This window comes from Pelagibius sp. (assembly GCF_965249265.1).
In the GTDB taxonomy this organism is placed as follows: Bacteria; Pseudomonadota; Alphaproteobacteria; order Kiloniellales; family Kiloniellaceae; genus Pelagibius.
The window spans coordinates 2,752,332-2,778,334 of record NZ_OZ252224.1 but is presented as its reverse complement, the minus strand read 5'-3'; the positions used below and the strand labels follow the sequence as shown (position 1 = coordinate 2,778,334).

At 63.6% G+C, this 26,003-nt stretch carries 26 protein-coding genes; 18 read left to right on the top strand and 8 right to left on the bottom strand.

Annotated elements, in window-relative coordinates:
- Nucleotides 1–3 precede the first annotated feature (3 nt).
- Genes ACP146_RS13265 through ureG form a run of 3 tightly spaced genes read left to right on the top strand, consistent with a single transcriptional unit; the run spans nucleotide 4 to nucleotide 1,785 of the window.
- The gene (locus ACP146_RS13265) at nucleotides 4–468 is read left to right on the top strand and encodes an urease accessory protein UreE (RefSeq protein WP_422367237.1); all 465 of its coding nucleotides are present in this window, start codon (nucleotides 4–6) and stop codon (nucleotides 466–468) included.
- A complete protein-coding gene (locus tag ACP146_RS13260) occupies nucleotides 461–1,147 on the top strand; it encodes an urease accessory protein UreF (RefSeq protein WP_422367236.1) in 687 nt (228 codons plus the stop codon). The genes ACP146_RS13265 and ACP146_RS13260 overlap by 8 nt, the downstream gene beginning before the upstream one ends.
- Nucleotides 1,144–1,785, top strand: coding sequence for an urease accessory protein UreG (ureG, locus tag ACP146_RS13255; RefSeq protein WP_422367235.1), 642 nt, complete (start codon nucleotides 1,144–1,146; stop codon nucleotides 1,783–1,785). Before ACP146_RS13260 ends, ureG begins: the two co-directional genes overlap by 4 nt.
- Here ureG and recQ read toward each other — a convergent pair.
- From recQ to ACP146_RS13225, 6 genes are all read right to left on the bottom strand, one after another.
- A complete protein-coding gene (recQ, locus tag ACP146_RS13250) occupies nucleotides 1,782–3,587 on the bottom strand; it encodes a DNA helicase RecQ (RefSeq protein ID WP_422367234.1) in 1,806 nt (601 codons plus the stop codon). The two genes, ureG and recQ, sit on opposite strands and share 4 nt — an antisense overlap.
- 153 nt (nucleotides 3,588–3,740) lie before the next feature.
- A complete protein-coding gene (locus ACP146_RS13245) occupies nucleotides 3,741–4,946 on the bottom strand; it encodes an HD domain-containing phosphohydrolase (RefSeq protein WP_422367233.1) in 1,206 nt (401 codons plus the stop codon).
- Nucleotides 4,943–6,151, bottom strand: coding sequence for an HDOD domain-containing protein (locus ACP146_RS13240; RefSeq protein WP_422367232.1), 1,209 nt, complete (start codon nucleotides 6,149–6,151; stop codon nucleotides 4,943–4,945). Before ACP146_RS13240 ends, ACP146_RS13245 begins: the two co-directional genes overlap by 4 nt.
- The gene (locus ACP146_RS13235) at nucleotides 6,152–7,483 is read right to left on the bottom strand and encodes a sensor histidine kinase (RefSeq protein WP_422367231.1); all 1,332 of its coding nucleotides are present in this window, start codon (nucleotides 7,481–7,483) and stop codon (nucleotides 6,152–6,154) included. It lies immediately after the preceding gene.
- Between the two features lie 46 nt (nucleotides 7,484–7,529).
- Nucleotides 7,530–8,075, bottom strand: a complete 546-nt coding sequence (locus ACP146_RS13230; RefSeq protein ID WP_422367230.1) for a heme NO-binding domain-containing protein — start codon at nucleotides 8,073–8,075, stop codon at nucleotides 7,530–7,532.
- 266 nt (nucleotides 8,076–8,341) lie between these two features.
- A complete protein-coding gene (locus tag ACP146_RS13225; protein WP_422367229.1) occupies nucleotides 8,342–9,223 on the bottom strand; it encodes a LysR family transcriptional regulator in 882 nt (293 codons plus the stop codon).
- Between the two features lie 126 nt (nucleotides 9,224–9,349).
- Between ACP146_RS13225 and ACP146_RS13220 the strand changes: the two genes are divergently transcribed.
- The 8 genes from ACP146_RS13220 to ACP146_RS13185 are packed head-to-tail and all read left to right on the top strand — an operon-like array spanning nucleotide 9,350 to nucleotide 16,544.
- Nucleotides 9,350–10,966, top strand: coding sequence for a thiamine pyrophosphate-binding protein (locus tag ACP146_RS13220; RefSeq protein ID WP_422367228.1), 1,617 nt, complete (start codon nucleotides 9,350–9,352; stop codon nucleotides 10,964–10,966).
- Entirely contained in the window at nucleotides 10,963–11,688 is a 726-nt protein-coding gene (locus ACP146_RS13215; RefSeq protein WP_422367227.1) for a succinate dehydrogenase/fumarate reductase iron-sulfur subunit, read from the top strand. The genes ACP146_RS13220 and ACP146_RS13215 overlap by 4 nt, the downstream gene beginning before the upstream one ends.
- A complete protein-coding gene (locus tag ACP146_RS13210; RefSeq protein WP_422367226.1) occupies nucleotides 11,685–12,017 on the top strand; it encodes a hypothetical protein in 333 nt (110 codons plus the stop codon). Before ACP146_RS13215 ends, ACP146_RS13210 begins: the two co-directional genes overlap by 4 nt.
- A 3-nt stretch (nucleotides 12,018–12,020) precedes the next feature.
- Nucleotides 12,021–12,368: a succinate dehydrogenase, cytochrome b556 subunit gene (sdhC, locus tag ACP146_RS13205; protein ID WP_422367225.1), complete on the top strand. Its 348-nt coding sequence runs from the start codon at nucleotides 12,021–12,023 to the stop codon at nucleotides 12,366–12,368.
- 3 nt (nucleotides 12,369–12,371) lie between these two features.
- Complete coding sequence (locus tag ACP146_RS13200; RefSeq protein ID WP_422367224.1) at nucleotides 12,372–14,120, top strand: L-aspartate oxidase; 1,749 nt, start codon at nucleotides 12,372–12,374, stop codon at nucleotides 14,118–14,120.
- Between the two features lie 28 nt (nucleotides 14,121–14,148).
- Complete coding sequence (locus tag ACP146_RS13195; protein ID WP_422367223.1) at nucleotides 14,149–15,114, top strand: fumarate hydratase; 966 nt, start codon at nucleotides 14,149–14,151, stop codon at nucleotides 15,112–15,114.
- Nucleotides 15,075–15,755 (top strand): fumarate hydratase C-terminal domain-containing protein, encoded by a 681-nt coding sequence (locus tag ACP146_RS13190; RefSeq protein WP_422367222.1) that lies wholly within the window; start codon nucleotides 15,075–15,077, stop codon nucleotides 15,753–15,755. Before ACP146_RS13195 ends, ACP146_RS13190 begins: the two co-directional genes overlap by 40 nt.
- A gap of 33 nt (nucleotides 15,756–15,788) precedes the next feature.
- A complete protein-coding gene (locus ACP146_RS13185; protein ID WP_422367221.1) occupies nucleotides 15,789–16,544 on the top strand; it encodes a sulfite exporter TauE/SafE family protein in 756 nt (251 codons plus the stop codon).
- A 3-nt stretch (nucleotides 16,545–16,547) separates the two neighbouring features.
- Here ACP146_RS13185 and ACP146_RS13180 read toward each other — a convergent pair whose 3' ends face one another.
- The gene (locus ACP146_RS13180; protein ID WP_422367220.1) at nucleotides 16,548–17,387 is read right to left on the bottom strand and encodes a nitroreductase family protein; all 840 of its coding nucleotides are present in this window, start codon (nucleotides 17,385–17,387) and stop codon (nucleotides 16,548–16,550) included.
- A 146-nt stretch (nucleotides 17,388–17,533) separates the two neighbouring features.
- Between ACP146_RS13180 and ACP146_RS13175 the strand changes: the two genes are divergently transcribed.
- From ACP146_RS13175 to ACP146_RS13145, 7 genes are all read left to right on the top strand, one after another.
- Complete coding sequence (locus ACP146_RS13175; protein ID WP_422367219.1) at nucleotides 17,534–18,811, top strand: NAD(P)/FAD-dependent oxidoreductase; 1,278 nt, start codon at nucleotides 17,534–17,536, stop codon at nucleotides 18,809–18,811.
- An 85-nt stretch (nucleotides 18,812–18,896) separates the two neighbouring features.
- Entirely contained in the window at nucleotides 18,897–19,862 is a 966-nt protein-coding gene (locus ACP146_RS13170; RefSeq protein WP_422367218.1) for a 2-hydroxyacid dehydrogenase, read from the top strand.
- A gap of 228 nt (nucleotides 19,863–20,090) precedes the next feature.
- A complete protein-coding gene (locus ACP146_RS13165) occupies nucleotides 20,091–21,248 on the top strand; it encodes an ABC transporter substrate-binding protein (protein WP_422367217.1) in 1,158 nt (385 codons plus the stop codon).
- Nucleotides 21,249–21,331: 83 nt separating this feature from the next.
- Complete coding sequence (locus ACP146_RS13160; protein ID WP_422367216.1) at nucleotides 21,332–22,252, top strand: branched-chain amino acid ABC transporter permease; 921 nt, start codon at nucleotides 21,332–21,334, stop codon at nucleotides 22,250–22,252.
- Between the two features lie 38 nt (nucleotides 22,253–22,290).
- Nucleotides 22,291–23,256, top strand: a complete 966-nt coding sequence (locus ACP146_RS13155; protein WP_422367215.1) for a branched-chain amino acid ABC transporter permease — start codon at nucleotides 22,291–22,293, stop codon at nucleotides 23,254–23,256.
- Nucleotides 23,249–24,001 carry an ABC transporter ATP-binding protein gene (locus tag ACP146_RS13150; protein WP_422367214.1) on the top strand — a complete coding sequence of 251 codons (753 nt, stop codon included), beginning with the start codon at nucleotides 23,249–23,251 and terminating at the stop codon, nucleotides 23,999–24,001. The genes ACP146_RS13155 and ACP146_RS13150 overlap by 8 nt, the downstream gene beginning before the upstream one ends.
- On the top strand, nucleotides 23,995–24,681 hold the full coding sequence (locus tag ACP146_RS13145) for an ABC transporter ATP-binding protein (RefSeq protein ID WP_422367213.1): 687 nt from the start codon (nucleotides 23,995–23,997) through the stop codon (nucleotides 24,679–24,681). The genes ACP146_RS13150 and ACP146_RS13145 overlap by 7 nt, the downstream gene beginning before the upstream one ends.
- A 2-nt stretch (nucleotides 24,682–24,683) precedes the next feature.
- Here ACP146_RS13145 and ACP146_RS13140 read toward each other — a convergent pair whose 3' ends face one another.
- Nucleotides 24,684–26,000 carry a TRAP transporter large permease gene (locus ACP146_RS13140; RefSeq protein ID WP_422367212.1) on the bottom strand — a complete coding sequence of 439 codons (1,317 nt, stop codon included), beginning with the start codon at nucleotides 25,998–26,000 and terminating at the stop codon, nucleotides 24,684–24,686.
- Nucleotides 26,001–26,003: the final 3 nt, after the last annotated feature.

The following is a 26,003-nucleotide window of genomic DNA, read 5'->3' as shown; positions in this document are numbered from 1 at the left end:
GCGATGTTGCGGGCGACTTCTGTCAAATCGTCGGGAAGCTGGCCTCTGGCTGAGGCCTGCGATTCCGTGGTGCTGGACTTTGATGCCCGGCACCGGCGGCGTATCGCGATGCGCGGTGAGACCGGTGTGGAGTTCCTGCTCGATCTGCCGAAGACCGTACCGTTGTCCCATGGCGACGGCCTGGTTTTGGAGGAGGGCGGTATCGTCGCGGTGGTGGCGGCGCCCGAACGCCTCATTGAAGTGCGGGCCGGCGCCGATGTCGATCTGGTCCGCATTGCCTGGCATCTCGGCAACCGTCATCTGCCGACCCAGTTGCTGGGCGACTGCCTCAGAATTCGAGAGGATCATGTCATCCTTGAGATGCTGACGAAGCTGGGCGCCCGAACGGAGTTGATTGAGGCGCCTTTTGATCCGGAAGGCGGCGCTTACGGTCACGGCCGTGTTCAGGGGCATGAACACCATGACTGAAAACCTGAACGAGGCCGGGCTTTACCGCTTGATAACCTGGCTCTCGCCGTCCTATCCCGTGGGCGCTTTCAGCTATTCCCATGGTTTGGAGCAGGTGGTGGAGCAGGGCGGGGTTACCGATGCCGCGGGGCTGGAGCTTTGGCTGACCGACCTGCTGACTCTCGGCTCCGGGCGCAATGACGCCATCCTCTTCCGTCATGCCTTTGAGGCGACCGATGACACAGCGGCGCTGGCGGCAATCGCCGAACTGGCCGCGGCTTTTGTTGCGACCGCCGAGCGGCAGCTTGAAACGACGGCGCAAGGCCGGGCCTTTGCGATGGCGACGGCGGACGCCTGGCCTTGTCAGGCGTTGGATGACCTCGCCTCGGCCTGGGCGGGACCCATAGCCTACCCGGTCGTTGTCGGTGTCGCCGCTGCTGGTCATGGGCTGCCTCTGAGGGCCGCTCTACATGCCTACCTCCACGGCTTTGCTGCCAACCTGGTCTCCGCCGGCGTGCGGCTCATCCCCCTGGGACAGAGCGACGGACAACGCGTCACCGCGGCGCTGGAGCCGGCGATCGCCCAAACGGTCGAGGCCGCGCTGGAGGCCTCCCTGGAAGATCTCGGTGGCTCGGCTGTACTGGCCGATTTCGCTGCCATGAAACACGAAACCCAATACACGAGGTTGTTCAGATCATGACCGCTTCTTCGACAGGCCCCCTGAGGGTCGGCATCGGCGGGCCCGTCGGCTCCGGCAAGACGGCGCTGATGGATGCGCTCTGCAAGACCTTGGCGCCGCGCTATGATGTCGCCGCTATCACCAACGACATCTACACGCGCGAAGACGCGGAGTTCCTCACGCGCTCCGGTGCGCTGCCGCCGGAACGGATCATGGGGGTGGAGACAGGCGGCTGTCCTCACACGGCGATCCGCGAAGATGCCTCGATCAACCTGGCTGCCGTAGCCGACATGCGTCAGCGTTTTCCGGCTCTCGATCTGGTGCTGATCGAATCCGGCGGCGATAACCTGGCCGCAACCTTCAGTCCGGAGCTGGCGGACATCACGATCTACGTCATCGACGTCTCGGCCGGCGACAAGATCCCCCGCAAGGGCGGCCCCGGCATCACCCGCTCCGACCTGCTGGTCATCAACAAGACCGATCTCGCGCCTCTGGTCGGCGCCAGTCTGGAGGTGATGGACCGTGATGCAAAGAAGATGCGCGGCGAGCGCCCCTTCGTTTTCGCCCAGGTGAAAGCGGGCCAGGGCGTGGACGAGATCGCCGCCTTTATAGAGAAACTCGGTGGTCTGGACGCGGAAGCCGAGAGCTCGGTCGCTTAACCCGCATTGGCGATTTCGCCCAGGAAGACGTCGGCGAAGTCGCGCAGCTTTGCGGCGCCGACACCGTTGACCGCCGCAAACTCATCATGGCTCTGCGGCTGGCGCTGCGCCATGTCGATCAGCGCCCGGTCGGGGAAGATGACATAGGCCGGCACGCCGCGCTCCTTGGCGAGACGCAACCGCAATTCCTTCAGGCGGTGGAGAAGCGCCGACTGGTCTGCCGTCATCTCGGTGTCGGAAGGCAAGGCGCGGCTGCGGGTTTTGCGGCCGGCACGGGCCGGCATGCGGTCGGGCCGGTAATGGAATGGCTGTTCACCACGCAGCAGGGCCTGGCCTTTCGCGGTGATTCCCAGGCCGCCGTAGCCTGCGATATCAAGACGCAGAAAGCCTGCCGCGACGAGCTGGCGGATGAAGGAACGCCAGGCCTCCTTCTTGCCTTCGGCGCCAGCGCCGAAGCCCGGCAGTCGGTCGTGCCCGGCCTTGGTCACTTTTTCGGTGGTGGTGCCGCGCAGGATATCGACGATGTGGCCGACGCCAAAGCGCTGGCCGGTCTGGTGGATGACTGCCAGGATCTTCTGGCCCTCCGCGGTGCCGTCGCTGAGCTCGACGGGGTTGCGGCAGATGTCGCAGTTGCCGCAGTCCTCCATGGTTTCGCCGAAGTATTCGAGCAGCAAGCGCCGCCGGCAGCTCGGCGACTCGCAGTAGCCGATCAGGGCGTCGAGGCGCTGGTGTTCGCGGCGCCGGCGGTCGTCGCCGCTTTCCTCCTGTTCGATGAAAACGCGGCGCATGCGGATATCGTCGAGGCCGTAGAGCATCTGCACTTCGGCCGGCAGACCGTCGCGCCCGGCACGCCCGATCTCCTGATAATAGGCTTCGACCGATGCGGGCAGGTCGCAGTGAAAGACGAATCGCACGTCCGGTTTGTCGATGCCCATGCCGAAAGCGATGGTCGCCACCATGACGATACCGTCATCGGTCATAAAGCGGTTCTGGTTGGCATCGCGCAGCTGCTTGTCCATGCCGGCGTGATAGGCGAGGGCCGTGACTCCGTTCTCCACCAGGAAGGCGGCCGCTTCCTCGGTCTTGCGGCGCGACAGGCAATAGACGATCCCGCTGGCACCCTCGTGGCGCTGCAGAAAGCTGAGCAATTGGTTTTTCCAGCTTCGCTTCACCTCGACGCCGAGCTGCAGGTTGGGCCGGTCGAAGCCGAGTACGAAGTCCTCCGCCCGCCCGCCGAACAGCTTGTCGAGGATGTCTTTGCGGGTGCTGCCGTCGGCGGTGGCGGTCAGGGCCGCGATGGGGACATCCGGAAAGATCTCCCGCAGGCGGGCCAGATCTTCATATTCCGGCCGGAAGGCGGGCCCCCACTGCGAGATACAGTGCGCCTCATCCACCGCAATCAGCCGGACATCCAGACGGCTGAGAGCCGCCAGCATGCGCTCTGTCATCAGGCGTTCGGGGGCGAGATACAGCAGGCGGGTTTCGCCGGCGGCGACACGTCGCCAGGCAGCCACGTTGTCGTCGCGCGAGCGGGCCGAATTGATCGTCTCCGCTGCGACGCCTGCCAGCCGCAGGGCCGCGACTTGGTCCTGCATCAGCGCGACCAAAGGGGAGACCACGATGGTAAGGCCGCCGCGCACCAGCGCCGGAACCTGGAAGCAGAGCGACTTGCCGGCGCCGGTGGGCATGACGGCCAGGGCCGAACGTCCGGCCAGCAGGCTGTCCATGATTTCGGCCTGGCCCGGCCTAAAACTGTCGAAGCCGAAGACTTCCTTCAGAATCTTGCTCTTGGGGTCGCTCATGCTCTGCCGCATACCATCGCAATGCTATGGGCAGAAAGTCCGAAAAACCGGCTAAGGGGAGGGGAAGACTGGGCGACTCGGCGCAGGGACCTGAACATGATCCATCGTTCATGCCACCGGGCGCCGGAGGCGACAACTGCCTTTGCAGAGAATCTATTCGGCGGGCGCTTCTTTTTCGTTCTCTGTCTCTTCCTCGTCGATGACTTCGACGACGGAGAGGGGTTGTTTGATTGGCCGAAGCTTATGATATTGCCGGATTTTTTGGATCATAGCGCGTGACATGCGGTGACCGCTGGCCAGAACCAGAACATCGGATTCAGTGACGACATCTTCGACCAGCTTGTGGTCGGTTGTGATTTGGTGGAGCTGTAGCTTCAGCACCTCCGGTTCGGGGCGTGTCTTTGCGGCTTCATCGGCCTTGGGGGTCAGGACGGTTTTGGCAGCCTTCAGGATTTCGGGATCGTAGGCCCCGCCATTCTTAGCCAGGCGATCGAAAATCTCCGGTCCCGGTTCGTCGCGCGAAGAAGCCTTGGCCAGATCGATGAGGATACGCAGGATGCGGGCTTCGATGGGAAGGGCATCGCCCTTCTTTCCGCTGCCGGGAAAGCCGCTGCCGTCGTAACCGGCAGCCTGATAGTAGACCGCCTCGGCAACGCCCTCCAGCCGCGGGATGTTTTTGATCAGATCGCGGGCGGTTTCGGGCGTCTGCGCCAGCATCTCGGCTTCGACTTTGCTCAGTTCACTGCCGTCACGCAGCTTCTGCGAGATTTCCGCAGGCAGTGTGATGCGGCCGATGCCGTGCAGCATCGTGGCCATGTTCAAGGCCCAGGTGCCCTCCAGCCCGACGGCCTTGGCCAGCTTGAGGCCCCAGCGCCGCAAGCGCGCGGTTTCCTTGAACGAATCAGGATCGTTCAGAGAGAGAACGTCGACCAGAACCTTGACGCTGCCCGCCAGGGTTTTCTCAAGCAGTTCGCGTTCGGCCGACACCAAACGGTAGTGTTGCTGGGCCGCCTCGACGGCGGTCGCAAGCTCGTCGGGTTCGCAGGGCTTGGTCAGGAAGCGAAAGATGTGCCCTTCGTTGACGGCGTCCATAGCCGTCTTCTGGTCGGCATTGCCCGTCAGCATCATGCGGACCGTCAGTGGGGACTTCTGTTTCACCTTGCGGAGAAAGGAGATCCCGTCCATCTCCGGCATCTGCTGATCGCTGACAACGACGGAGAAGGGGCCGTCCTCACTAAGAGTTTCAAGCCCGGCAGCGCCGCCTTCGGCGGTCTTCAGGTCGAAACGCTTGCGCAGGCCCCGCTTGAAGGCGCTGAGGATCTGTGGATCGTCGTCGACAAAGAGGACCTTGTCCGTCATGCCGCAGTTTCCCGGTTTGCCCAGCCATCCAGCCAGTTGTCCAATTTCGAATCACAGCTCTGACTGGACAGGAAATCCGGGTCTATCAGGGACGCCGCAACGGCCTTTGGGTCACTGCTGCGCATGCCGGTTGCTATGCCCAGGGCGGCGTGGCCGGCCAGCAGCGCGACCGAGCCTTGTGCCGATTCTTCCAGGGCGCTGGGTTGGTGAAGAAAGCGGATGGCGTCGACCACCGGCTGGGGCAGGGCCCAGAGCTGCGCCAGGTAGGCACCGAGCGTCCAGTGATACTCACCGAAAATCTCGTACTCCGCCTCGCCGATGGTTTTGCCGGCAGTTACCAGGGCAGGGACCTTCGCATAGTCCTCCGCGCCCGCGGCACAAAGCACCAGACGACCGAGTCCTTGGAGCAGCCCGGTGAGTTGGGCTCGGTTGACATCGGCCTGATCGGCCCCTTCCTGGCTGGCGATCCAGCCCGCGAGCTCGCTTACATCCTGGGCCTGAGCCATGGTGCTCTCATAGATCGCCTTGTTGGCGCCGGCTGGATAGGCGGTGCCAAGCGCGTGCTTGAGAAGAAGAACCCTTAGAACATCCCAGCCAAGGAGGTTGACCGCTGCCTTGGGGCTGACAACGGGATCACCGATGCCGAAGTAGGCGGAATTTGCGAGCTGTATCACTTTGGCCGTCAGCGCTGGGTCGAGGGCGAAGATGTCAGCCGCCTGGTCGATAGAGGCGGACTCCTGCTCGATCAGGTCGTTCAGCGCTTCGCCTGCGGCCTGCGAAACAGGCAGGCAGCCCACCGCGGTAACGAGCGTCTGCAGTTTCTCGTTACCAAGGCTGTCGCGGCGCTGCAGGGTTGCCTTGATGATCTCCGCCAGCCGCTCGCTGTTGGATGGCTTCGGCAGGAACTGGTGACTGGTCTTGATGGTGCGAAAGGTCGCCTCGGTATCGGCTTCGCCGGAGAGGATTAGTCGTATGGACCGCGGATAGAGCGCCGAAACCTGATCCAGGAGCTCGGCCCCATTCATTCCCGGCATTTTCATGTCGGTGACGACGACATCGAAGGTCTTTTCAGACAGTTTCGAGAGCGCGATCTCGCCGCCCTCGGCAAAGTCCATATCCCATTCGCTGCGCATGCCACGGAGCATGCGGCGCAGTCCTTGCAGAATGTTGGCTTCGTCATCAACGAAAAGGATGGCTGGTTTCATCTAGACCGCCTCCTTCATGCTCTCCGCCTCGGAGAGCGGAAGTTGGATGATAAAGGTGGTGCCGCTGCCGACGGTCGATTCCACCGCGATGGTACCGCCGTGTTTCTGGGTGATACTGGCATAGGCGATGGAAAGCCCCTGGCCTGTGCCTTTGCCGACCCCCTTGGTGGTGAAGAAGGGGTCGAAAATCTGTTTCTTGTTCTCCTCGGAAATGCCGCAACCGGTATCGGTGATGCGGATCTCCGCCTTGCCGTCGTCTGTCAGGGTCTTGATGGTGATCTTGCCCAGATCGTCTTTCTTCACGCTCTCGATGGCATGTGCGGCATTGATCACCATGTTCAGGACAACCTGATTGAACTCACCCGGCAGACAGGGCACCTGCGGAAGGTTTTCGTCGAAGTCGGTCTCGACCTCGGCGATGTATTTCCATTCGTTACGCGCGACGGTCAGCGTCGTCTCGATCGCCTTGTTGATATCGATGAGCGACTTTTCCGCGGCGCCCGGGTGCGAGAATTCCTTGATCGCCGTTACGATCTTGCTGATCCGCGAGACGCCATCCAGGGTTTGCTCGATTGAGCCTGGAACCTCTTCTCTCAGGAAAGAGATGTCGGCTTCCTCTTCGCTCTTCTTTACGGCGCCGACCTGCTCCGCCAAGACACCACCGGCCTCGGCGGCTTCCAGCAAGGCCTTTTGGGCATCCAGGACAGTTATCAGGTCGGTGAAGGCGTCTTTCAGGAAGTGGCCGTTGTCACTGACGTACTGAACAGGCGTATTGATCTCGTGGGCAATGCCGCTCGCAAGGGTGCCGAGGGATTCCAGTTTCTGGGCCTGGCTGAGCTCAAGCTGCAGCTTGGCCCGCTCGTTCTCTGCTTCCTTGCGATGGGAGATGTCCCGGCAGATCCAGACCGTGAACTTTTTGTCGTCCAGGTCAAGCTGCGTGATCGCGAGTTCCATGGGGAAGGTGCTGCCGCATTTTCGCCGGCCGACTGATTCGATCGAGGTGCTGGAAGTATCGACTTCCTGGTCCAATTCAGCCACGGCATCGAAACCGTGCGCTTTGTCTCGCGCTTCGTCAGCGAAGATCTCGAAGAAGCTCATATCCAACAGCTCCTCCTTCGACATCTCGAAGGTCAGTTCCGCCAGCCGGTTTGCGCGCACAACCTTCTCGTTTTCATCGACAAGAAAGATCGCTGTCATGGCATGGTCCAAGACCGCCTGAAGCTGCTTTGACTGGGCTTTGACCAGTTGGGCCGATTTCTGTGCCTGCTCACTGGCAAGGAAGAGTTCGCGACTCTTCGATTCAAGCAGGTTTTCAGCCTGCCGCCGAGCCATCTTCTCTCGGGCGAGCCGCTTCTTGAGAACTTCCACATCCATGGCTTTAAGCGGCCCTTGTCAGGAGAAACCGCACCTTCTTGCCTGAATCGTCGTCGACATTCTCGCGCTCGACCTCGACTTCTTCCTTGAAGTAGTCGAGACAGCCGAGGATCAGGCCGTGAGCCGCATCGCCCAGACAGCGTTCCGACTCGTAAATCACCTCAAGCTGATTGTCGCCTTTTCGCGACGCGGATATCGTCGGCGGCTTGGCCTCGGCGTAGAGCTTGCGCACCTCCGCATGCACGACTTCCTCGACACCCTCGATGAAGGTGAAGGAGTCTTTGATGCCTGAGAAGAAGCGGGGATAGCCGCGTACGAAACGGCCGAAAAGGTAGAAGCCGTAGGTGCGCACCAGATCGGTGATGCCGATCTCGGTTTCCTTGCTGAGCTCTACGACCAGGGCAACCAGTTCCGTATGATCGTAAGTTCCGGTCGTTGTATAGGCGCCACCGGAAGGCAGGTTTGCCTTTTCGATAATCCGCTCGGTGAGCTCCGGATCGAACTTCTCGTCCAGCATTTCCAGAAACTCGGTGAAGATAATGCCTTTCATGAGCAGTGCCCTCCTGAGCCGTTTGCCCAACAACTTTTCCTAGATGAGGTGCCGTGGCACCTCCTGCAGCGGCCGTCACACCGGTCTGGCCAGCGAATCTGATTTTAGGCTATAAATCCCATAGTTCGCCGACTTTGGCGCAAACTATGGAAGGCAAAACTACACAAAACGTTAATTCTCAATAGTTGTAAGTCTTATCAACCCGACCGTTCATGAGCGGGCCGGGAGTTTTGAGTTACGGGCTGAGAAGCTGGGGAAGGCGATGGTTAAGCGGCGGTCTTCGCGGAATAGGCGCCGCGCAGCTCTTCTATCAGCAGCGAAACGAGATGGGCCTTGGCGGAGTCGCTGCGCAGGGAGACGGCGAGGTGCCGCAGCACGGGCGGTGATCCGAGAGGCAGCACGCGGACGGTTTCCGGAAAGGCCGCGTCACCGGCATTCAAGGGCACGATGGAGACCCCAAGCCGATTGCTCACCAGCGAAACCACGGCGTCCAAGGCGTCGATTTCCATACGGGATGAGACCGCTATCTTGCGGCGCTGCAGTTCCCTCTCGATCAGGCGGGCGACGCGGGCATGTTTGCTGAATCGAACATAGGGCTCGGCGGTCAGGATCTTGGCGATATCACGTCCCTTAACCGAGCGATGGGCGATCAGAACCAGAGGTTCGCTGGTGATGCGGTGGCTGGTCAGATCCTCGGTCTCGGTTTCGGCTTCGGTTACCACCGCGCAGTCGATAATCCGCCGTCTCAACTGCTCTTCCAGATCGTGGGAAAGTCCCGTGGCGAGCCTTACGGAAAGTTCCGGGCGGCTTTCCTGCAGGCGGTGCAGGGCCGCCGGCAGGGTCGCGGCCACGGCTGTATGAACGGCGCCGACCCTGAGGGTTCCGCGTGCGGGGTCGCGGGAGAGGTTTTCGCTGAGCGCTTCCCAGTGCACCACGACCTCGCGGGCGCGGGCGACGAAGCTGCGGCCCTCCTCGGTCAATTGCGGCGGGCGGGTGCGCCGGTCGAAGAGGGTGAGGCCGGTTTCTTTCTCAAGGGCGCGCAATTGCAGGCTGACCGCGGAGAGCGAGATGCCCAGTTGAGCGCCCGCTTCGGCAAAGCTGCCGCAGTCCGCCGCGGCGATCAGCGTATAGAGTGACTTGACGTCCATGGTGGCAAGGCTGGCCCATTAATCCTGAATAACTAAACATATATATCGCTTGATTGAGAAATTTTAAAGTTTAGACTTGTTTCGAGACCGACCCCAGCGGTCGGCAGTCTTTCGGAGCGGAATGTAATGCGTGGTGCGGATCATCTGGCCGGCGCGATGGCGGATGCCGGTGTCGACGTGGTTTTTTCCCTTTCGGGCAATCAGATCATGCCGCTCTACGATGCACTCATCGATCCGGGCATCCGCATCGTTCACACCCGCCACGAGGCGGCGGCCGTCTTCATGGCCGATGGTTACGCCCAGGTCTCCGGCAAGGTCGGTGTGGCCCTGGTCACTGCGGCGCCGGGTTTCGGCAACGCCCTGGGCGCGCTTTACACCGCGGCGATGTCCGAAAGCCCGGTGGTCTTCCTCTCCGGGGACTCACCAGTTGCCTTGGACGGCCAGGGGGCTTTCCAGGAGTTTCCCCAGGTGGACGCGGCGCGGCCTTTTGTGAAAGCAAGCGAGCGTGTGACCGCCGCCGAGGATCTGTCAAACGCCTTTGCGCGGGCCGTTCACCTGGCTCAGACCGGCCGTCCCGGACCGGTGCATCTGGCTTTGCCCTTTGATGTGCTGACAGCCTCCGCCGGGCCAACGAATAAACCTCCTGCGGAGGCCTTTTTACCGACCCCGTGCCAGCCGGATGATGCGGCGATTCAGGAAGTACTGGACCGGCTGGCCGGATACGAAAGGCCACTGCTGCTGGCCGGTCCTCAGCTGAGCGTTTCGCGCAGCGGTGACAGGTTGGCGCGCCTGAGCGCCGCCTTGGACGTTCCGGCCATCGGCCTGGAGAGCCCGCGCGGTCTGCGCGATCCCGCGCTCGGCGCCTTTGCAGAGTTGCTGGCGGAAGCCGATGGCCTGCTCTACCTCGGCAAGGCGGTGGACTTCATGTCCGGTTTCGCCGGCAAGGCGCAGTCCTCGGCTGCCGAGGTCATGATGCTGGACCCCGACGCGGCGGTGATTGACCGTGCCAAGGCGGCGCTCGGATCGCGGCTGGTGCTGTCGGGTTTGGCCGATACCTTGCCCGCTGCAGAGACGATGATAGCGGTCGGTTCGGGCGCAGGAGCGCGCAACGGGTGGCATCGCGATGTCTCAGAAGCGCTGGCCAGCCGGACCAAGGCGAAGGGACGGGGCGGTATCCTGGCCGAGCAAGTAGGTGCTGCGGTGCAGGCCGAAATCGACAAACACGGAGACACCATCCTGATCTGCGACGGCGGTGAGTTCGGGCAGTGGATTCAGGCCACCACATCGGCCTCGACGCGGCTGATCAACGGGCCTTCGGGCGCCATCGGCGGCTGTCTGCCTTATGCCATCGGCGCCAAGCTGGCGCGGCCGGAGGCGCCGGTGATTGCGCTGATGGGGGACGGAACCGTGGGATTTCATTTGAGCGAGTTCGAGACCGCGGCGCGCGAAGCCACGCACTTTGTCGCCATCGTCGGTAACGACGCGCGCTGGAATGCGGAGCAGGTGATCCAGTTGCGCGACTTCGGCAAGGACCGTCTGATCGGCTGCGATCTCAGTCCCGGGGCTCGCTACGACCAGACTGCCGCGGCCCTGGGATGCCAGGGCTTTCAGGTTACCGAAGGTGCCGCGCTGCCGGCGGTTCTGGCCGAGGCTTTGTCCTGCGGCGCGCCGGTTTGTATCGACATCGCGATCGAAGCGCAGGCCGCACCGACGGTGGCGCGCGCGGCTAAGGTACCGGCATGACCACAGGCGGTTCAGACGAACTGACGGTGCGCATCTGGCGCGGGCGGGACGACGGGTGTTTCCAGACCTATCGGGTGCCGCCGCGGGCCAACCAGACGGTCCTGGATGTGGTGACTGAAGTACAGCGCCACCAGGAGCCGGCTTTGGCTTATCGCTTTGCCTGCCGGGTCGGGGTCTGCGGGTCCTGCGCCATGACCGTGAACGGGAGGCCCCGTTGGACCTGCCGCACCCATGTCCGCAGTATCGCCCAGGAGGGGACCCTGACGCTGGAGCCGCTGCGCAATCTGCCGCGGATAAAGGATCTCGCCTGCGATCTGACACCCTTCTTCGAGAAGTGGCAGAAGGCCGGCGGCCGTCATCTCGGTACCGCCAGCCGCGAAGATCCCCCACAAGCCGTCGACCCGCAAGGTCGGGCACGTCTGGCCGCTTCCGCCGCCATCGAGTGCATCAACTGTGCCGTCTGCTACAGCGCCTGCGACGTGGTGACCTGGGATGCCGACTATCTGGGGCCGGCGGCACTGAACCGGGCCTGGACCCTGGTGAACGATGCCCGCCATGGGGCGCGGGACGACACCCTGGACCGCGCTTTCTCGTCCGGCGGCTGCACGTCCTGCCACAGCCAGGGCAACTGTACCCGTCACTGTCCGGTCGGACTGAGCCCATCGGAATCCATTGCCGGTCTGAAGCGTACAGCGTTTTTCGGCGCCCCGAAGGTATCGTGACGATGGAGCGGCACCTCTTTGTCCTGCAGCGCCTCAGCGCCATGGTTCTGGCGCCGCTGGTGCTGATTCATCTCGGCCTGATTTTCTACGCGGTGCGCGATGGCCTGACGGCGGCGGAGATTCTCGGCCGCACCCAGGGCAGCCTGGGCTGGGCGCTGTTCTACGGCCTCTTCGTTCTCGCCGCCGCTGTTCATGCGCCCTTGGGTCTGCGCAACATCCTGCGGGAATGGACGCCGGCGGGGACGGGTCTCGTGAACCTTCTTGCCCTGGCTTTCGGCCTTTTGCTCGCCGTGCTCGGCCTGCGGGCCGTCGTTGCCGTGGTGGCCTGAATCATGCAGCCGCTGCGCAGTCACGAGAGCTATCTCGCTTTTCTCGGTCATCGGCTGTCGGGCCTGGCCCTGGCCGTCTTTCTGCCGTTTCACTTTCTCGCCCTGGGGCTTGCTCTGGAGGGTGCCGAGACTCTCGACAGTTTTCTCGTCTTTGCGGAGTTGCCGCTGGTGAAGGTGGCGGAGTGGGGCCTGGTGACCCTGCTGACCCTGCATCTTTGCTTCGGTATCCGGGTTCTGGCGTTGGAGTTCACGCGCTGGCCGCTTCGCAGCGACCCGCGCCTGCGCTGGATCTTTCCGGGAACCCTTGCTGCGGTCGCTGCCGGCGTGGCCTTCTATGCGCAGGTCGTCTGAGTCATGATGATCGAACGCCACAAGACGGACATTTTGATCCTCGGCAGCGGCGGGGCGGGGCTCTTTGCCGCGCTCCACGCCAAGCAGGCCAATCCGGACCTCGACGTCACCATCGCTGCCAAGGGGTTGCTGGGGAAAAGCGGTTGTACCCGCATGGTTCAAGGCGGATACAACGTCGCCTTGGCGCCGGGCGATTCCATCGAACGCCACTTCATGGACACCATCGTCGGCGGTAAGTGGCTGCCACGCCAGGACCTCGCCTGGACGCTCTGCGTGAAGGCGGTGGAGCGCATCCGCGAGTTGGAGAACGAGGTTGGGTGCTTCTTCGACCGCAACGCCGATGGATCTCTGCACCAAAAGGCCTTCGCCGGACAGAGCTTCGACCGCACGGTGCACAAGGGGGATCTGACCGGGATCGAGATCATCAACCGCCTGATGGAGCAGGTCTGGGCGCTCGACGCTGCCAGACTGGAGGAGCATCGCGCCATCGAACTGATCCCGGCGCGCGACGGCTCCGGCATCGCCGGGGTGCTGATGATCGACATGCGCGACGGCGCCTATCGGCTGGTGCAGGGCAAGGCGGTGCTGCTGGCGACCGGCGCCGGGCCGACCATGTATCTCTACCACACGCCCTCCGGCGACAAGAGCTGCGACGGGCTGGCGATGGCACTGCGCTACGGCCTGAACCTGCGCGACATGGAGATGGTGCAGTTCCATCCGACGGGCCTGCTCGGCGGCCCCGACACCCGGATGACTGGCACGGTGCTGGAGGAGGGGCTGCGCGGTGCCGGCGGGTATCTGCTGAACGGTGCCGGGGAGCGCTTCATGGCGGGCTACCATCCGGCCGGTGAACGGGCGACCCGCGACATCGTTTCCCGCGCTATCTATGCGGAGATGCGCGCCGGACGCACAACCCCAATGGGCGGCGTCTACATCGAAATGGCGCATCTGGGGGAGGAGCGGGTGACCGATCTTTTTCCGGGCATGGTGAAACGCTGTGCGGACTGCGGTTTCGATCTGGCGGGCGGCCGGGTCGAGGTGGTGCCGACGGCCCATTACATGATGGGCGGGATCGAGTTCGAGCCGGACGGATCGACAGCCTCGCCCGGTCTCTTTGCGGCAGGGGAGGATTGCGGCGGCGTCCACGGCGCCAACCGTCTGGGCGGCAACGGTGTCGCAAACTCTACCGTCTTTGGCGGCATCGCCGGGGACTCCATGGCCGCCTACGTAAAGGGTCAGCCCGGCTGGCGCGACCCGGATGAGACGGTGATCGAGGCCGGGATTGCCCGCGCCGAGAAACCCTTTGCCCAGACCGGCGGTGACCTGAACGGGCTGCGTGACCGCCTTTCCCAGGACATGTGGGACCACGTCGGCATACTGCGCAGCGCCGAAAGCCTGGAGAAGGGCCATGACTCTCTGATGTCCTTGAATACCGAACTTCAGGCGACCGGGCTTGCCGACGGCGACAGGGCTTTCAATCTCACTTGGCATGACTGGCTGAATCTGGACAGCCTGCTCACGGTCTCGGCGGTGATTGCTGCAGCTTCCGGGGCGCGCGAAGATTCCCGCGGCGCTCACTTCCGGGAGGACTTCCCCGAGACCGGCGATCTGGAAACCACGGCCTTCACCCGGATCGCCCTGCGCGATGAGGGGCTGGCGACGTCCATGGTGCCGGTTACCTTCGACAAGGTGAAGCCCGGTCAGTCCCTCATCGACGACGAAGCCGGGGTGCCACCGGCAGCGACCGCCTGAGCGGGCGGCGGAAAAGGAGGAGGAAAGCATGATCGAACAAGCGGCCATCGAAGCCGCCGGCTATGAGATCATGAAAAAGGCCGCCATTGACATTCCGGAGGACTATCTGGGCGGCATCAAGGGCATGATCGACGTGGAAAGCGGCGACCTCTCGGCCTTTGTGCTGCAGTCCATGGTGGAGAACTGGGAGGCTGCCAGCGAAGACCGTCGGCCCATGTGCGCCGACACCGGCTTGCCGCGCTACTATGTGAAGGTGGGTGACAAAGCCAGTTTCACCGGCGGCTTTACCGGTATCGAACGGGCTCTGCGCTCGGCAACAGCGCGGGCGACCCAGGACGTGCCGCTGCGCCCCAACCGGGTGCATCCGCTGTGGCGCAGCGAGCACAACAACAATGTCGGCATCAACGCGCCGGAGATCGAGTGGAGTTTCGAGCCCGAGGCCGATTGGATCGACGTTACAACGGTGCACAAGGGCGGGCTCTTCGGCTCGGACTACCGCATGCTGTTTCCCGGCGACGGGATCGACGGCATCAAGCGCTTCCTGCTCGACACCCTCATCGCCTTCGGCAAGCGGGGGCTCGCCTGCCAGCCGGCCATCGTCGGTGTCGGGATTGGCGCCTCGAAAGACACCTGCATGGTGCTCGGCAAACAGGCTGCCTGCCTGCGGGTCGTCGGCGACCGCAATCCCGACCCCAAGATCGCGGCTCTGGAACTGGAACTGAAGGAGTTGGGCAACAACATCGGCATGGGCGCCATGGGTTTCGTCGGCTCCTCCATGGTGGTCGACTGCCACATCGAGGTGGGCTACACCCATACCGGCGGCATGCCGGTGTCGGTTCACACCTTCTGCCTGTCGTCGCGGCGCGCCACGGCGCGTCTGATGGCGGACGGTTCGGTGAGCTATCGAACCGATCCGCAATGGTTCACCCCTTACATGCGCCGGGAGACGGTGGAATGGCCAAGCCGGGACACAAGCTTAAACAGGTCCGCCTGAACCTGCCGGCAAAGCCGGAGGACATTGCCGGCCTTGAACTCGGTTCCGTCGTGTTTCTGAACGGCCTTGTCTATACGGCGCGGGAAGGCGTCTACAATCGTGTTCTTGCCGAAGGAGGGACGTTGCCGGAGGGGCTGACCGAGGCCAGCAACGTGAACTTCCATTGCTCTCCCGCAGCGGCCCCCCAGGCCGACGGCAGCTATGTGGTCGGCGGTGTGACCGCGACGGCCAGTTTCCGTTTTTCCAAGTATATCGGCGACTGGCTGGATCTGACCGGCACCAAGATCGTGATCGGCAAGGGCGGCATGCCGCGCAATGACTACAAAGACGTTCTGGCCCCCCGCGGCGCGGTTTATCTGACGACCGTGGGCTACGGTACAGGGGCCTTGCTTGGCCGCGGGGTGAAGAAGGTGCGGGCGGTACACTGGCTGGAGGATCTGGGCATTGCCCAGGCGCTTTGGTTGTTCGAGGTGGAGAATTTCGGCCCCTTCATCGTCGACAGCGACCTTGCGGGAAACTCGCTCTTCGCCCAGCAGGGCGATCAGGTGAACCAGGGGATCGCCAAGCTCTACGAGGGTCTGAAACCCCCGGCGCTGCACCGCTATGGCGAGACCGACGACCGAGAAGACGAGGTTATGTGAGATACGCCCCTGTGACGGCCCGGCAGGTTTGCCATGTCGGGTGACTCTCTCGACCTCGTTACCTGGCTCGCCGTTCTGGGAATCTTCCTCCTCGGGGGCGTGATCAAAGGCGGCCTCGGTTTCGGGCTTCCGCTGGTCACGATTTCCTTGCTGCCCCTGGTGATTCCCACCGGTTTCGCGCTGGCCATCAATGTGATTGTCTTTCCTTTGATGAATCTGATTCAGTTCGTCCAGGCTGGCGAGATGCGGGCGACACTGACCCGCTTTCGGCTCATGCTGTTCGGCATTGTTGTGGGCGTTCCGATCGGCGCCGTCTTGCTCAGCGGCCTTGATGAGGAACCGCTGATCTTCTGCCTCGGTCTCTTCGTGTCGGCTTTCGCCCTTTTCAGCGGCGTCAATCCACGCCTGCGGATTCCGGCGGCACGCCGCCCTCTGGCCGAGGGGGTCGCCGGCGTCGCTGCGGGCGTCATCGGCACGCTGACGTCAACCAACGGACCCGTCTTTGTGACCTACCTGACCGGCATCGGTGCGGAGCGGCGGGTCATGATTTCCGCGCTCGGTCTCTTCTTTCTCTTCTCGGGCGTCTTGATTGCCGGCTCCTTCTGGGTCATCGGCTTTATGAACCTTCCCCGCGTTCTCATCGCCCTGGCCTGCACACTGCCGGCCGGCCTTGGCATGTGGATCGGCAACAGGCTGGCCGGGCGCCTGCCGGCCGAGACTTTCCGTAAGCTGGTGCTGCTGGTTCTGTTCTGCCTTGGCATCAACATGATGCTGCGGGTTCTGCTCTAGACTTCAATCCAGGCGAAACCCCTTGCTGCGGATGAAGGCGCCGAAGTCGGCACGTTCGGGTTTCGAGTACTGCCGCGTTTTATCTTCCGACCATCCGTAGCCGGCGTCTTCGCCATAGTCCTCGACGAAGCGCTGCGCTTCGTAGTGGCGCGATGGATCATAGGCCGCAATGGCTTCCTTGATGCCGTCCTCGCTGAAGCGGTTTTCATGAAAGGTGACGCCGAGCGGCAGGCGGGGACTGATCGGTGCTCTCGCCGCGGGCCAGCCGACGGCCAGACCGGCGACCGGGAAGACATGGTCGGGCAGGCCGAGCAGGTGGCTGACTTTCTCCGACTCATTGCGCAGCGCGCTGACCGGACAGCAGCCGAGGCCGAGAGTCTCCGCGGCCATTACAAAGGCCGTCAGGGTGATCCCGGCGTCGACAGCCGCGTTGAAGAAAGCATCCAGGTGGTCATTGGCGAAAGGGTGCCCCCGCATTTCGTGGATTTGCCGCTGGCGCCGGTTGTTTCCGCAGAACACGAGCATCGCCGGCGCTTCGGCGATCCAGCTTTGGTCATCGATCAGCAGATTGATCGACTCGCGCAGCGCCGGGTCCGTCACCATGACAATATCGCGTTGCTGGAGATCACTTTTCGTCGGCGCCGCCAGGGCAAGCGCGCTCAGCAACCGCAGCAGATCGGGTGATATCGGGGTATCCTTGAACTGCCGGACAGACCCGCGGCCGGCCAGCGGCATCAACCGGCTTGCCGACTCGCCGGCGATGTCGACGTCGAGATCCGCTCCGTCGCTGAAGCGCGCTGCAAGGGCCGCACCCAAGTCTGATCTGTTCTGCTGTACATTCATCGATTCCCTCCACGCAAGACTCTCCCATTACAGGGTAGGGCTGTGGCTTTGGCGGTGAAAGCCCTCAATTGCCCGCTTGTCATCGTCCCCTGAATTCGATGAAATCCCCTGTAAGGCGTTTTGGTTCTATTAAGGTGGGTTTCCCGATGAATGACGGCCGGTCCGATGGCAACCTGTGGCGCAGCACGGCGGGTGCGGCGCTTGACGCGCCGCCCCTGGGCGATGCCGTGGAGGCCGACATTGTCATCATCGGCGGCGGTTTCACCGGCTGCTCGGCTGCACTGCATCTTGCAGAAGCGGGCGCATCTGTGCGGCTTCTGGAGGCGGAGACCATCGGCTTTGGCGGCTCTGGTCGCAATGTCGGCCTGGTCAACGCCGGGCTCTGGCTGGAGCCGGAAAAGGTGGAAGCTGTTCTGGGTCCGGTGCTTGGCCGGCGCCTCAATCAGGCTTTGGCTGCGGGCCCCGATCTTGTCTTCGAGCTCATCGGGCGTCACGCCATAGACTGTGAAGCCGTGCGCAACGGCACCCTGCATTGCGCCCATGCGGCCTCGGCGGTGGGCGGACTGCAGGAGCGTCTGCGGCAATTCAAGGCACAGGGCGCCCCGGTTGAGCTGCTGAGCCCTGACGAGACGGCTCGTCGCACCGGATCCTCGGCCTTTCACGGCGCTTTGCTGGACCGCCGGGCCGGCACCATACAACCGCTTGCCTACTGCCGGGGGCTTGCGCGGGCAGCGGTATCCCAGGGTGCCGCTCTGCATGAGGGGACACCGGCCCTTCAGGTGACGCGAGACCAGGCTGCGTGGTGTGTTGAGACCCCCAAGGGCAGCGTTCGCGCGCCGGCCTTGCTGGTGGCGGTCAATGCCTATGGCCGTCCCCTGCCGGGGGTCGCTGCGCCTGCCTATGTGCCTATGCACTACTTCCAACTCGCCAGCCGACCCCTCAGCGACAACCTCCGTAAGTCGATCCTGCCGGAGCGCCAGGGCTGCTGGGATACCGGTACCGTCATGTCCTCCTTCCGTCTCGATGCGGCCGGGCGTCTGCTGGTCGGGGCCATGGGGTCGCTGGACAGTCTTGGCGGTGGTACGCATCGGGCCTGGGCGGCGCGCAAGCTCGCCGCCCTGTTTCCCGAGCTGGAGGGGACCGCGTTGGAGCACGCCTGGTTCGGGCGCATCGCCATGACCGGCGATCATCTGCCCAAAGCCGTGAAGCTCGGTGATCGCGCTATCTCGATCTTTGGATACGGCGGCCGCGGCATCGCTCCGGGTACGGTCTTCGGCAGAGCGGCGGCGCGCTACCTGCTTCATGGTGACGAGGAGGCGCTGCCCAGCGGCCTGCTGTCTCACTATCGCGAACCTTTGGCAGGGGCGAAGCAGACGTTCTATGAGCTGGGCGCGACCCTGGCCCATGCTGTCGGTGACCGCTGAACTCTCAATTTCGGACTGCAGGGCCAGCGTTCCGAGGCTATGATGCCGTCCGCCTTCATCCTCCCCAATCCACAGAGTTGACCCTATGAGCAGCAAGCCCCGCCTTTGGATTTCCCGAAAGCTCTCCGACGCGACGGAGGCGCGCGCCGCGCGCGACTACGACGTGGTTCTCAACCCCGAGGACAGAGCCTTCGACGCGGAAGGCATCATCGCCATGAGCGGGGATGTCGATGCCATTTTGCCCTGCCACTCCGAAGTCTTCTCTGCCGATGTCACGGCGCGTTTGGCGGGGCGGCTGAAAATCATTGCCAATCACTCTGTCGGCGTCGATCACTGCGATCTTGCGGCCCTGAAGGCGCGGGGCATCGTGGTGACCAACACGCCCGACGTTCTGTCCAACGCGACGGCGGAGATTGCCTTCCTCTTGCTGCTCGGTGCCGCAAGGCGGGCGCCGGAGGGCGATCGCATGCTGCGGGCCGGAAACTGGAATTCCTGGAGCCCCAGCTTCATGGTCGGCCAGGAGGTGACGGGCAAGCGTCTGGGCATCGTCGGCATGGGCCGGGTCGGCCAGGTGATGGCGCGCCGCGCCCGCGGTTTCGACATGGAGGTGCACTACTACAACCGCAAGCGCCTGGCACCGGAGTTGGAAGCAGGCGCCGTCTTTCACGAGAATCTGGATGACCTGCTGGCGGTTTCCCAGTTCCTCTCGCTGCATTGCCCGGCGACGCCGGAGACTAAGGGGCTGATGAACCGGGAGCGCTTTGCGATGCTGCCCGAGGGGGCGATCTTCGTGAATACTGCCCGCGGTGCTCTGGTGGACGAGAATGCTTTGATCGAGGCGCTGAAATCCGGCCGGCTGGCGGCGGCGGGCCTCGACGTCTTCCAAGTCGAGCCCGGCGGCAATCCGGCTTTCGCGGCCCTCGACAACATCTTTATGCTGCCCCACATCGGCTCGGGCACCCGGGACACCAGGGATGCCATGGGGTTCCGTGCCCTGGACAACCTGGACGCGTTTTTTGCCGGACGGGAACCCGGCGACCGGGTCGCCTAGAACCGCCTGACCTGCAGCGGATCTATGGCGGAACCGCGCCGAAAGCGTTATACCCTTGAATAAGCAAGACGGGCCAGAAGGCCCGGCAAGCCAGGGGGAGGGGGCTTCCTCTATCACCGGAACAGACCCGCGCCGGCTCTGGGGCGCGGCAGTCGGCTCGGCGATGCCCTTGGCAGCTAGGAAGCGCGACCCGCGTAGGGGTCACAAGGGAGAACAGGAGGAAGAACAGTGAACAAGGGATTGCGGAACCTGGCCAAGGGGGCCGCCTGCGGCGCCGCCCTTTTGGCGACGCTGGGCACGGCCCAGGCCGAAGAATTGAAAATCGGCATGATCACCACCCTTTCCGGCGGCGGGTCGAGCCTGGGCATCGATGTGCGCGACGGGTTCCTGCTGGCGGTCAAGCAGTCCGGCGCCGGTGACGTCGAGGTGATCGTCGAGGACGACGCCCGCAAGCCAGACCTGGCCAAGCAGATCGCCGACAAGTTCATCCAGCGCGACAAGGTGGACATCCTGACCGGCATCATCTGGTCTAATCTGGCGATGGCCGTGGTACCGGCCTCTGTGCGGCAGGGCGTCTTCTACATCAGCCCCAATGCCGGGCCTTCGGCGCTGGCGGGCAAGGGCTGCCACGAGAACTACTTCAACGTCGCCTGGCAGAACGACAACCTGCACGAGGCCATGGGCGGCTACGTCCAGGCCAACGGTTTCAAGAAGCCCTTCATCCTGGCGCCCAACTATCCCGCCGGTAAGGACGCGCTGACCGGCTTCAAGCGGTTCTACGAAGGCGATCTGGCCGGAGAAGTCTACACCAAGCTCGGCCAGACGGACTACGCGGCGGAGATCGCCCAGATCCGCGAAGCCAAGCCGGACTCGATTTTCTTCTTCCTGCCCGGCGGTATGGGCATCGCTTTCATGAAGCAGCTCGCCCAGTCCGGTCTCGACACCCCCGTCTTCGGGCCGGCCTTTTCCTTCGACCAGGGAATCCTGAAAGCCGTCGGCGATGCAGCGCTGGGGGTGAAGAACACCTCGCAGTGGTCCAAGGACATCGACAACCCGGCCAACAAAGCTTTCGTCGAAGCCTTTCAGGCGGAGTACGGACGTCTGCCGTCGCTCTATGCCAGCCAGGGTTATGATGCAGCCAACCTGATCCTGGCCGCAAAAGGCAAGGCCGGCGGTGCAGGCGACAAGGCCGCTTTCCGCTCAGCCCTGAAGGCCGCGGATTTCGCCTCGGTGCGTGGACCCTTCAAGTTCGCTGCCAACCATCACCCGGTACAGGACATTTATGTCCGCGAAGTGGTGAAGGAAGGCGAGGTGCTGACCAACAAGATCGTCGGCGTCGGGCTGCAGGACCATGCCAACGCCTATGTCGGTGACTGCAAGATGTAGCACCATACAATGCTGCCGTTTGGGGGCTGCCTTCGGGCGGCCCCCTTTTCCTTTGAGATCCTCCAACACGTGATTATCTAACCGTGTCCGTCGCCTTCCTGATCGAACAGCTGTTGAACGGCGTGCAGTTCGGCGTAATGCTGTTCCTCATGGCCGCCGGGCTGACCCTGGTTTTCGGCGTCATGGGGCTGATCAATCTCGCCCATGGCTCGCTCTTCATGCTCGGGGCCTTCTTCTGTTCTTACATCGCTGAGATCACCGGGTCGTTCTGGCTGGGTCTTGGGGGTGGTTTCCTGGCCGCTGCGGCAGCGGGGGCGCTGATTGAGGTCCTGGTAATCCGGCGGCTCTATGACCGCGACCACCTCGACCAGGTGCTGGCGACCTTCGCCCTGATCCTGATCTTCTCGGAGCTGGTGCGCTGGGTGTTCGGCGATCAGCCCCTCTACCTTGACATTCCGCCGTTGCTCTCCGGCGCGTTGCCGCTGCCGGGCGGCGGCGGCTATCCGGTCTATCGCTTTGCCATCATACTGGCGGGGCTGGCGACGGCGCTTGGTCTCTACCTGCTGATCGCCAAGACGCGTTTGGGTATGCGTATCCGAGCGGGGGAGTCCGACCGCGAGATGATTGGTGCCCTTGGCGTCGACATCCGCACGCTCTACACCGCCGTCTTCGCGCTCGGCGCGGCGCTGGCCGGCTTTGCCGGCGGCATGGTGGGGGCGTTGCAGTCGGTTCAGGTCGGCATGGGCGAGCCGGTTCTGATCCTCGCTTTCGTGGTGATCGTCATCGGCGGCATCGGTTCGGTGAAGGGGGCCCTGATCGGCTCGGTCCTGGTCGGGCTCACCGACACTCTGGGCCGGGTCTTCCTGCCGCAGGCTTTCAAGCTTGTCTTGCCGGCTTCGGAGGCCACCGCCGTCGGCTCGGCCCTGGCCTCGGTGGCGATCTATCTGCTGATGGCGGTGATCCTCGCCTGGCGGCCCAAGGGCCTCTTTCCGGTGAACGCCTGATGCCGGCCTTTCTTGCATCTGTGAGCTCGCGGGAAGGGATGGTGAACGCCGTCCTGGCCGGATTGCTGCTCGCGGCACCGTTGGTCGCCTTTGCTCTCGACGAACCCTTTTACATTTCCCTCGCTACCCGGGTGGCGATCCTGGCACTGGCTGGGGTCGGCTTGAATCTGGCGCTGGGCTACGGCGGCATGGTGAGCTTCGGTCACGCCGCTTTTTTCGGGCTCGGTGGTTATGTCGCCGGCATTGCCGCCTTCCACGCCTTCGACAGCAGCGATTTTATCGCGTGGCCTTTGATGCTCGGCGGCACCGATCAGCTTCTGGTCATCTGGCCGCTGACGATCTTGGCGGTTGCCGTGGTGGCCTTTGCGATTGGCGTCATTTCGCTGCGCACTTCCGGCGTCTACTTCATCATGATCACCCTGGCCTTTGCCCAGATGATCTACTACCTCGCGATTTCGATCCCGACTTACGGCGGCGAGGACGGCCTTGCGATCTATCTGCGCAACCAGCTACCGCTCGGGGACAGCAACGACCCGCTGACGTTCTTCTTTGTCTGCTACGGGATGTTGCTGCTGGCGCTTTTCGTGTCGTCGCGGCTGGTCGCTTCGCCTTTTGGTGTCGCATTGCAGTGTGCCCGGATGAACGAGGTGCGCCTGGCAACGATGGGCATCGCGCCCTTTCCGGTGAAACTGACCGCTTTCGTCATATCCGGCGTCATCACCGGTATTGCCGGCGCGCTCTTCGCCGACCTGAACGGCTTCGTCGGCCCCTCCATGCTGTCCTGGCACCGCTCCGGTGAGATCATGATCTTTGTCATTCTCGGTGGTGTGGGCCGGTTGTTCGGTCCCCTGGCGGGGGCGGCGCTGTTCATTCTGCTGGAAAGCCTGATCGGCGGGATGACCGACCGCTGGCAACTCTTCCTCGGCGCGATCCTGCTGGGTGTGGTGCTTTTTGCCCGCGGCGGCTTGATCGGTTTGCTGGCGGGGAGGGCGCGGCATGACTGAGCCGCTGCTGGAACTGAAGAAACTCAGCAAGGCCTTCGGTGCGGTAAAGGCCAGTGACGCGGTCGATCTGACACTCTTTCCCGGTGAGATCCACGCCCTGATCGGCCCCAACGGCGCCGGCAAGTCCACTTTGATCGCCCAGGTGACAGGCTGGCTGAAGCCGGATTTGGGGGAGGTCCGTCTGCTGGGGCGCAACGCATCCCATTTATCCGTAGCCGCGCGCGCGAAGCTGGGCCTGGGCCGCAGCTTTCAGGTTTCTTCTCTTGCCCAGGGATCCTCCGCGCTCGCCAACGTGATGCTGGCGCTGCAGGCCCGCGACGGCGGTGCCTTTCGCTTCTGGGCGCCGTTGCGTGGAAACGCGGCGCTGCGCGAGGAGGCGCTTGGCGTGCTGTCTCGGGTCGGCCTTGCTGATCGGGCGGAGCTGCCGGTCTCGACGCTGTCCCATGGTGAGCGCCGCTTGCTGGAGATGGCCCTGGCTTTGGCGCTGCGGCCCAAACTGCTGCTCCTTGACGAACCCATGGCGGGTTTGGGCCCGGAGGGGACGCGAAACCTCACGGCCTTTCTTCGGGAACTGAAGAACGAGGCAGGCATTCTGTTGATCGAGCATGACATGGATGCCGTTTTCGCCCTGGCAGATCGCATATCGGTCCTGGTTTACGGCCGCGTCATTGCGTCCGGGACGGCTGATGAGATCCGTCAGTCCGCTGCTGTGCGGGAAGCCTACCTGGGAGACGCGCTGTGCTAGAGGCACGCGGGATCGAGTCCTTCTACGGACCCTCCCAGGCCCTCTTCGGGGTCGACCTGTCGGTGGCCGAGGGTGCGATGGTGGCTCTGTTGGGCCGCAACGGCATGGGCAAGACGACCACCATCCGGACCATCTGCGGACTGATGCCGGCGCGGGGCGGCAGCCTGTCTTTCCTTGGGAAGGACATTAGGGGACTGCCGGCCTTTCGGGTGGCGCAGCTGGGGGTCGGCCTGGTACCGGAGGGGCGGCGCTGCTTTCCGAACCTGACGGTCGGTGAGAACCTGTTGGCGACGGCGCGAGGCGCGGGCTGGGACATGAAGGCCGTCGCGGCGCTCTTCCCAAAGCTTGAAGAACGTCGGGATCAGTCGGCCCGCACTCTTTCAGGTGGCGAGCAGCAGATGCTGGCCATCGGCCGCGCCCTGATGACCAATCCGCGGCTTTTGATCCTCGACGAAGCGACCGAGGGTCTGGCGCCGGTGGTGCGCCAGGAAATCTGGGCGGCGATCGCGGCAGTGAGGCAGCGCGGCCAGTCTATCCTCATCGTCGATAAGAACCTGAAAGACCTGCTGCCGCTCGCTGATGCCTGTGTGATCCTGGAAAAGGGTCATACGGTCTGGCAGGGCCGCCCCGACGACCTGGCCGCCGACGCCGTTTTACAGGACCGCTATCTCGGCGTCTGAGGCTACATCGCGCCGACCAGCCAAAGCGACAGGCCGGGAATCGCAACGATGAGTGCGAGGCGCAGGATGTCGACCATCCAGAAGGGCGTGACCCCGGTGAAGACGGTCTTCAGCGGCACGTCGCGCAGCACCGCGCGCAGCACGAAGACGTTGAGGCCGACGGGCGGGGTGATGAGGCTGATCTCGGTCACCACCACAACGATGATGGCGAACCAGATGAGGGCGGCTTCCGGGTCGGCCAGCATCGCGATACCGAAGTCGAGCTCGTACATCAGCGGGTAGAAGATCGGTACCGTCAGCAGGATCATCGAGAGGCTTTCCAGCACGCAGCCGAGGATCAGGTAGATCACGATGATGGCGGCGATCACCAGGAAGGCGTTGACGTCGAGCCCGGCGATCCAGGCCGCTAGCCCGTCCGGCAGACCGGCGAAGTTGATGAAGTTGGTGAAGATCTCCGCACCGATGATGATCGCAAAAATCATCGCCGTGGTGCGGGCGCTTTCCAGCACCGCCTTGAACAGCCCCTTGCGGGTCAATCCGCCGAGCCCGAAGCAAAGCAGCAGCGCCGCCCCGGCGCCCATGCCCGCCGCCTCCGTCGGCGTGAAAAACCCGCCGTAGATGCCGCCCATGATAAAGGCGAAGAGCGCCAGCATGCCAAGAACGCCCATGCGTTCGCGGCGGCTCATGGCTTCCCGTTCGGTGGCCCTGGGTGCCAATGCGGGTTTCAGGCGGACCGTAGCCCAGACGGCGAGGATATAGAGCAGGATGCCCAGGAGGCCCGGCAGGATGCCGGCGATGAAGAGCTTGCCGATGTTGGATTCCGTCAGCAGGCCGTAGATGATCAGGATCACGCTGGGCGGAATCAGGATGCCCAGCGTGCCGCCGGCGGCGATCGACCCCGCCGCCAGGCTGTCGGCGTAGCCGTAGCGGCGCATGGAGGGCATGGCGACCTTGGACATGGTGGCGGCCGTGGCGAGGGAGGAGCCGGAGACGGCGGAGAAGCCGCCGCAGGCGAGCACGGAGGCCATGGCCAGTCCGCCGGGTGCCCGGCCCAGCAGACGGTCAGCCGCCGCGAAGAGGCCGTGGGCGATGCCGGAAAGCGATAGCAGGTTACCCATCAGGATGAACAGCGGCACGACTGAGAGGGTGTAGGAAAGCCCGCTGTCGAAGGCGACCTGACCGACCATCGACCAGCTTGCCGGCCAGCCGCGCATCAGGGCAAAGCCGGTCATGCCGACCAGTGCCATGGCAAAGGCGATGGGCACGCGCAGAAAGATCAGCGTCAGCAGGACGGCAAAGCCGAGCAGGGATTCCAGCACCCG

Excerpts from the sequence above, each read along its gene's own strand:
- ACP146_RS13265 (WP_422367237.1), top strand. The coding sequence starts at position 4 with ATGTTGCGGGCGACTTCTGTCAAATCGTCGGGAAGCTGGCCTCTGGCT.
- ACP146_RS13260 (WP_422367236.1), top strand. The coding sequence starts at position 461 with ATGACTGAAAACCTGAACGAGGCCGGGCTTTACCGCTTGATAACCTGG.
- ureG (WP_422367235.1), top strand. The coding sequence starts at position 1,144 with ATGACCGCTTCTTCGACAGGCCCCCTGAGGGTCGGCATCGGCGGGCCC.
- recQ (WP_422367234.1), bottom strand. The coding sequence starts at position 3,587 with ATGAGCGACCCCAAGAGCAAGATTCTGAAGGAAGTCTTCGGCTTCGAC.
- ACP146_RS13245 (WP_422367233.1), bottom strand. The coding sequence starts at position 4,946 with ATGACGGACAAGGTCCTCTTTGTCGACGACGATCCACAGATCCTCAGC.
- ACP146_RS13240 (WP_422367232.1), bottom strand. The coding sequence starts at position 6,151 with ATGAAACCAGCCATCCTTTTCGTTGATGACGAAGCCAACATTCTGCAA.
- ACP146_RS13235 (WP_422367231.1), bottom strand. The coding sequence starts at position 7,483 with ATGGCTCGGCGGCAGGCTGAAAACCTGCTTGAATCGAAGAGTCGCGAA.
- ACP146_RS13230 (WP_422367230.1), bottom strand. The coding sequence starts at position 8,075 with ATGAAAGGCATTATCTTCACCGAGTTTCTGGAAATGCTGGACGAGAAG.
- ACP146_RS13225 (WP_422367229.1), bottom strand. The coding sequence starts at position 9,223 with ATGGACGTCAAGTCACTCTATACGCTGATCGCCGCGGCGGACTGCGGC.
- ACP146_RS13220 (WP_422367228.1), top strand. The coding sequence starts at position 9,350 with ATGCGTGGTGCGGATCATCTGGCCGGCGCGATGGCGGATGCCGGTGTC.
- ACP146_RS13215 (WP_422367227.1), top strand. The coding sequence starts at position 10,963 with ATGACCACAGGCGGTTCAGACGAACTGACGGTGCGCATCTGGCGCGGG.
- sdhC (WP_422367225.1), top strand. The coding sequence starts at position 12,021 with ATGCAGCCGCTGCGCAGTCACGAGAGCTATCTCGCTTTTCTCGGTCAT.
- ACP146_RS13200 (WP_422367224.1), top strand. The coding sequence starts at position 12,372 with ATGATGATCGAACGCCACAAGACGGACATTTTGATCCTCGGCAGCGGC.
- ACP146_RS13195 (WP_422367223.1), top strand. The coding sequence starts at position 14,149 with ATGATCGAACAAGCGGCCATCGAAGCCGCCGGCTATGAGATCATGAAA.
- ACP146_RS13190 (WP_422367222.1), top strand. The coding sequence starts at position 15,075 with ATGGCCAAGCCGGGACACAAGCTTAAACAGGTCCGCCTGAACCTGCCG.
- ACP146_RS13185 (WP_422367221.1), top strand. The coding sequence starts at position 15,789 with ATGTCGGGTGACTCTCTCGACCTCGTTACCTGGCTCGCCGTTCTGGGA.
- ACP146_RS13180 (WP_422367220.1), bottom strand. The coding sequence starts at position 17,387 with ATGAATGTACAGCAGAACAGATCAGACTTGGGTGCGGCCCTTGCAGCG.
- ACP146_RS13175 (WP_422367219.1), top strand. The coding sequence starts at position 17,534 with ATGAATGACGGCCGGTCCGATGGCAACCTGTGGCGCAGCACGGCGGGT.
- ACP146_RS13170 (WP_422367218.1), top strand. The coding sequence starts at position 18,897 with ATGAGCAGCAAGCCCCGCCTTTGGATTTCCCGAAAGCTCTCCGACGCG.
- ACP146_RS13155 (WP_422367215.1), top strand. The coding sequence starts at position 22,291 with ATGGTGAACGCCGTCCTGGCCGGATTGCTGCTCGCGGCACCGTTGGTC.
- ACP146_RS13150 (WP_422367214.1), top strand. The coding sequence starts at position 23,249 with ATGACTGAGCCGCTGCTGGAACTGAAGAAACTCAGCAAGGCCTTCGGT.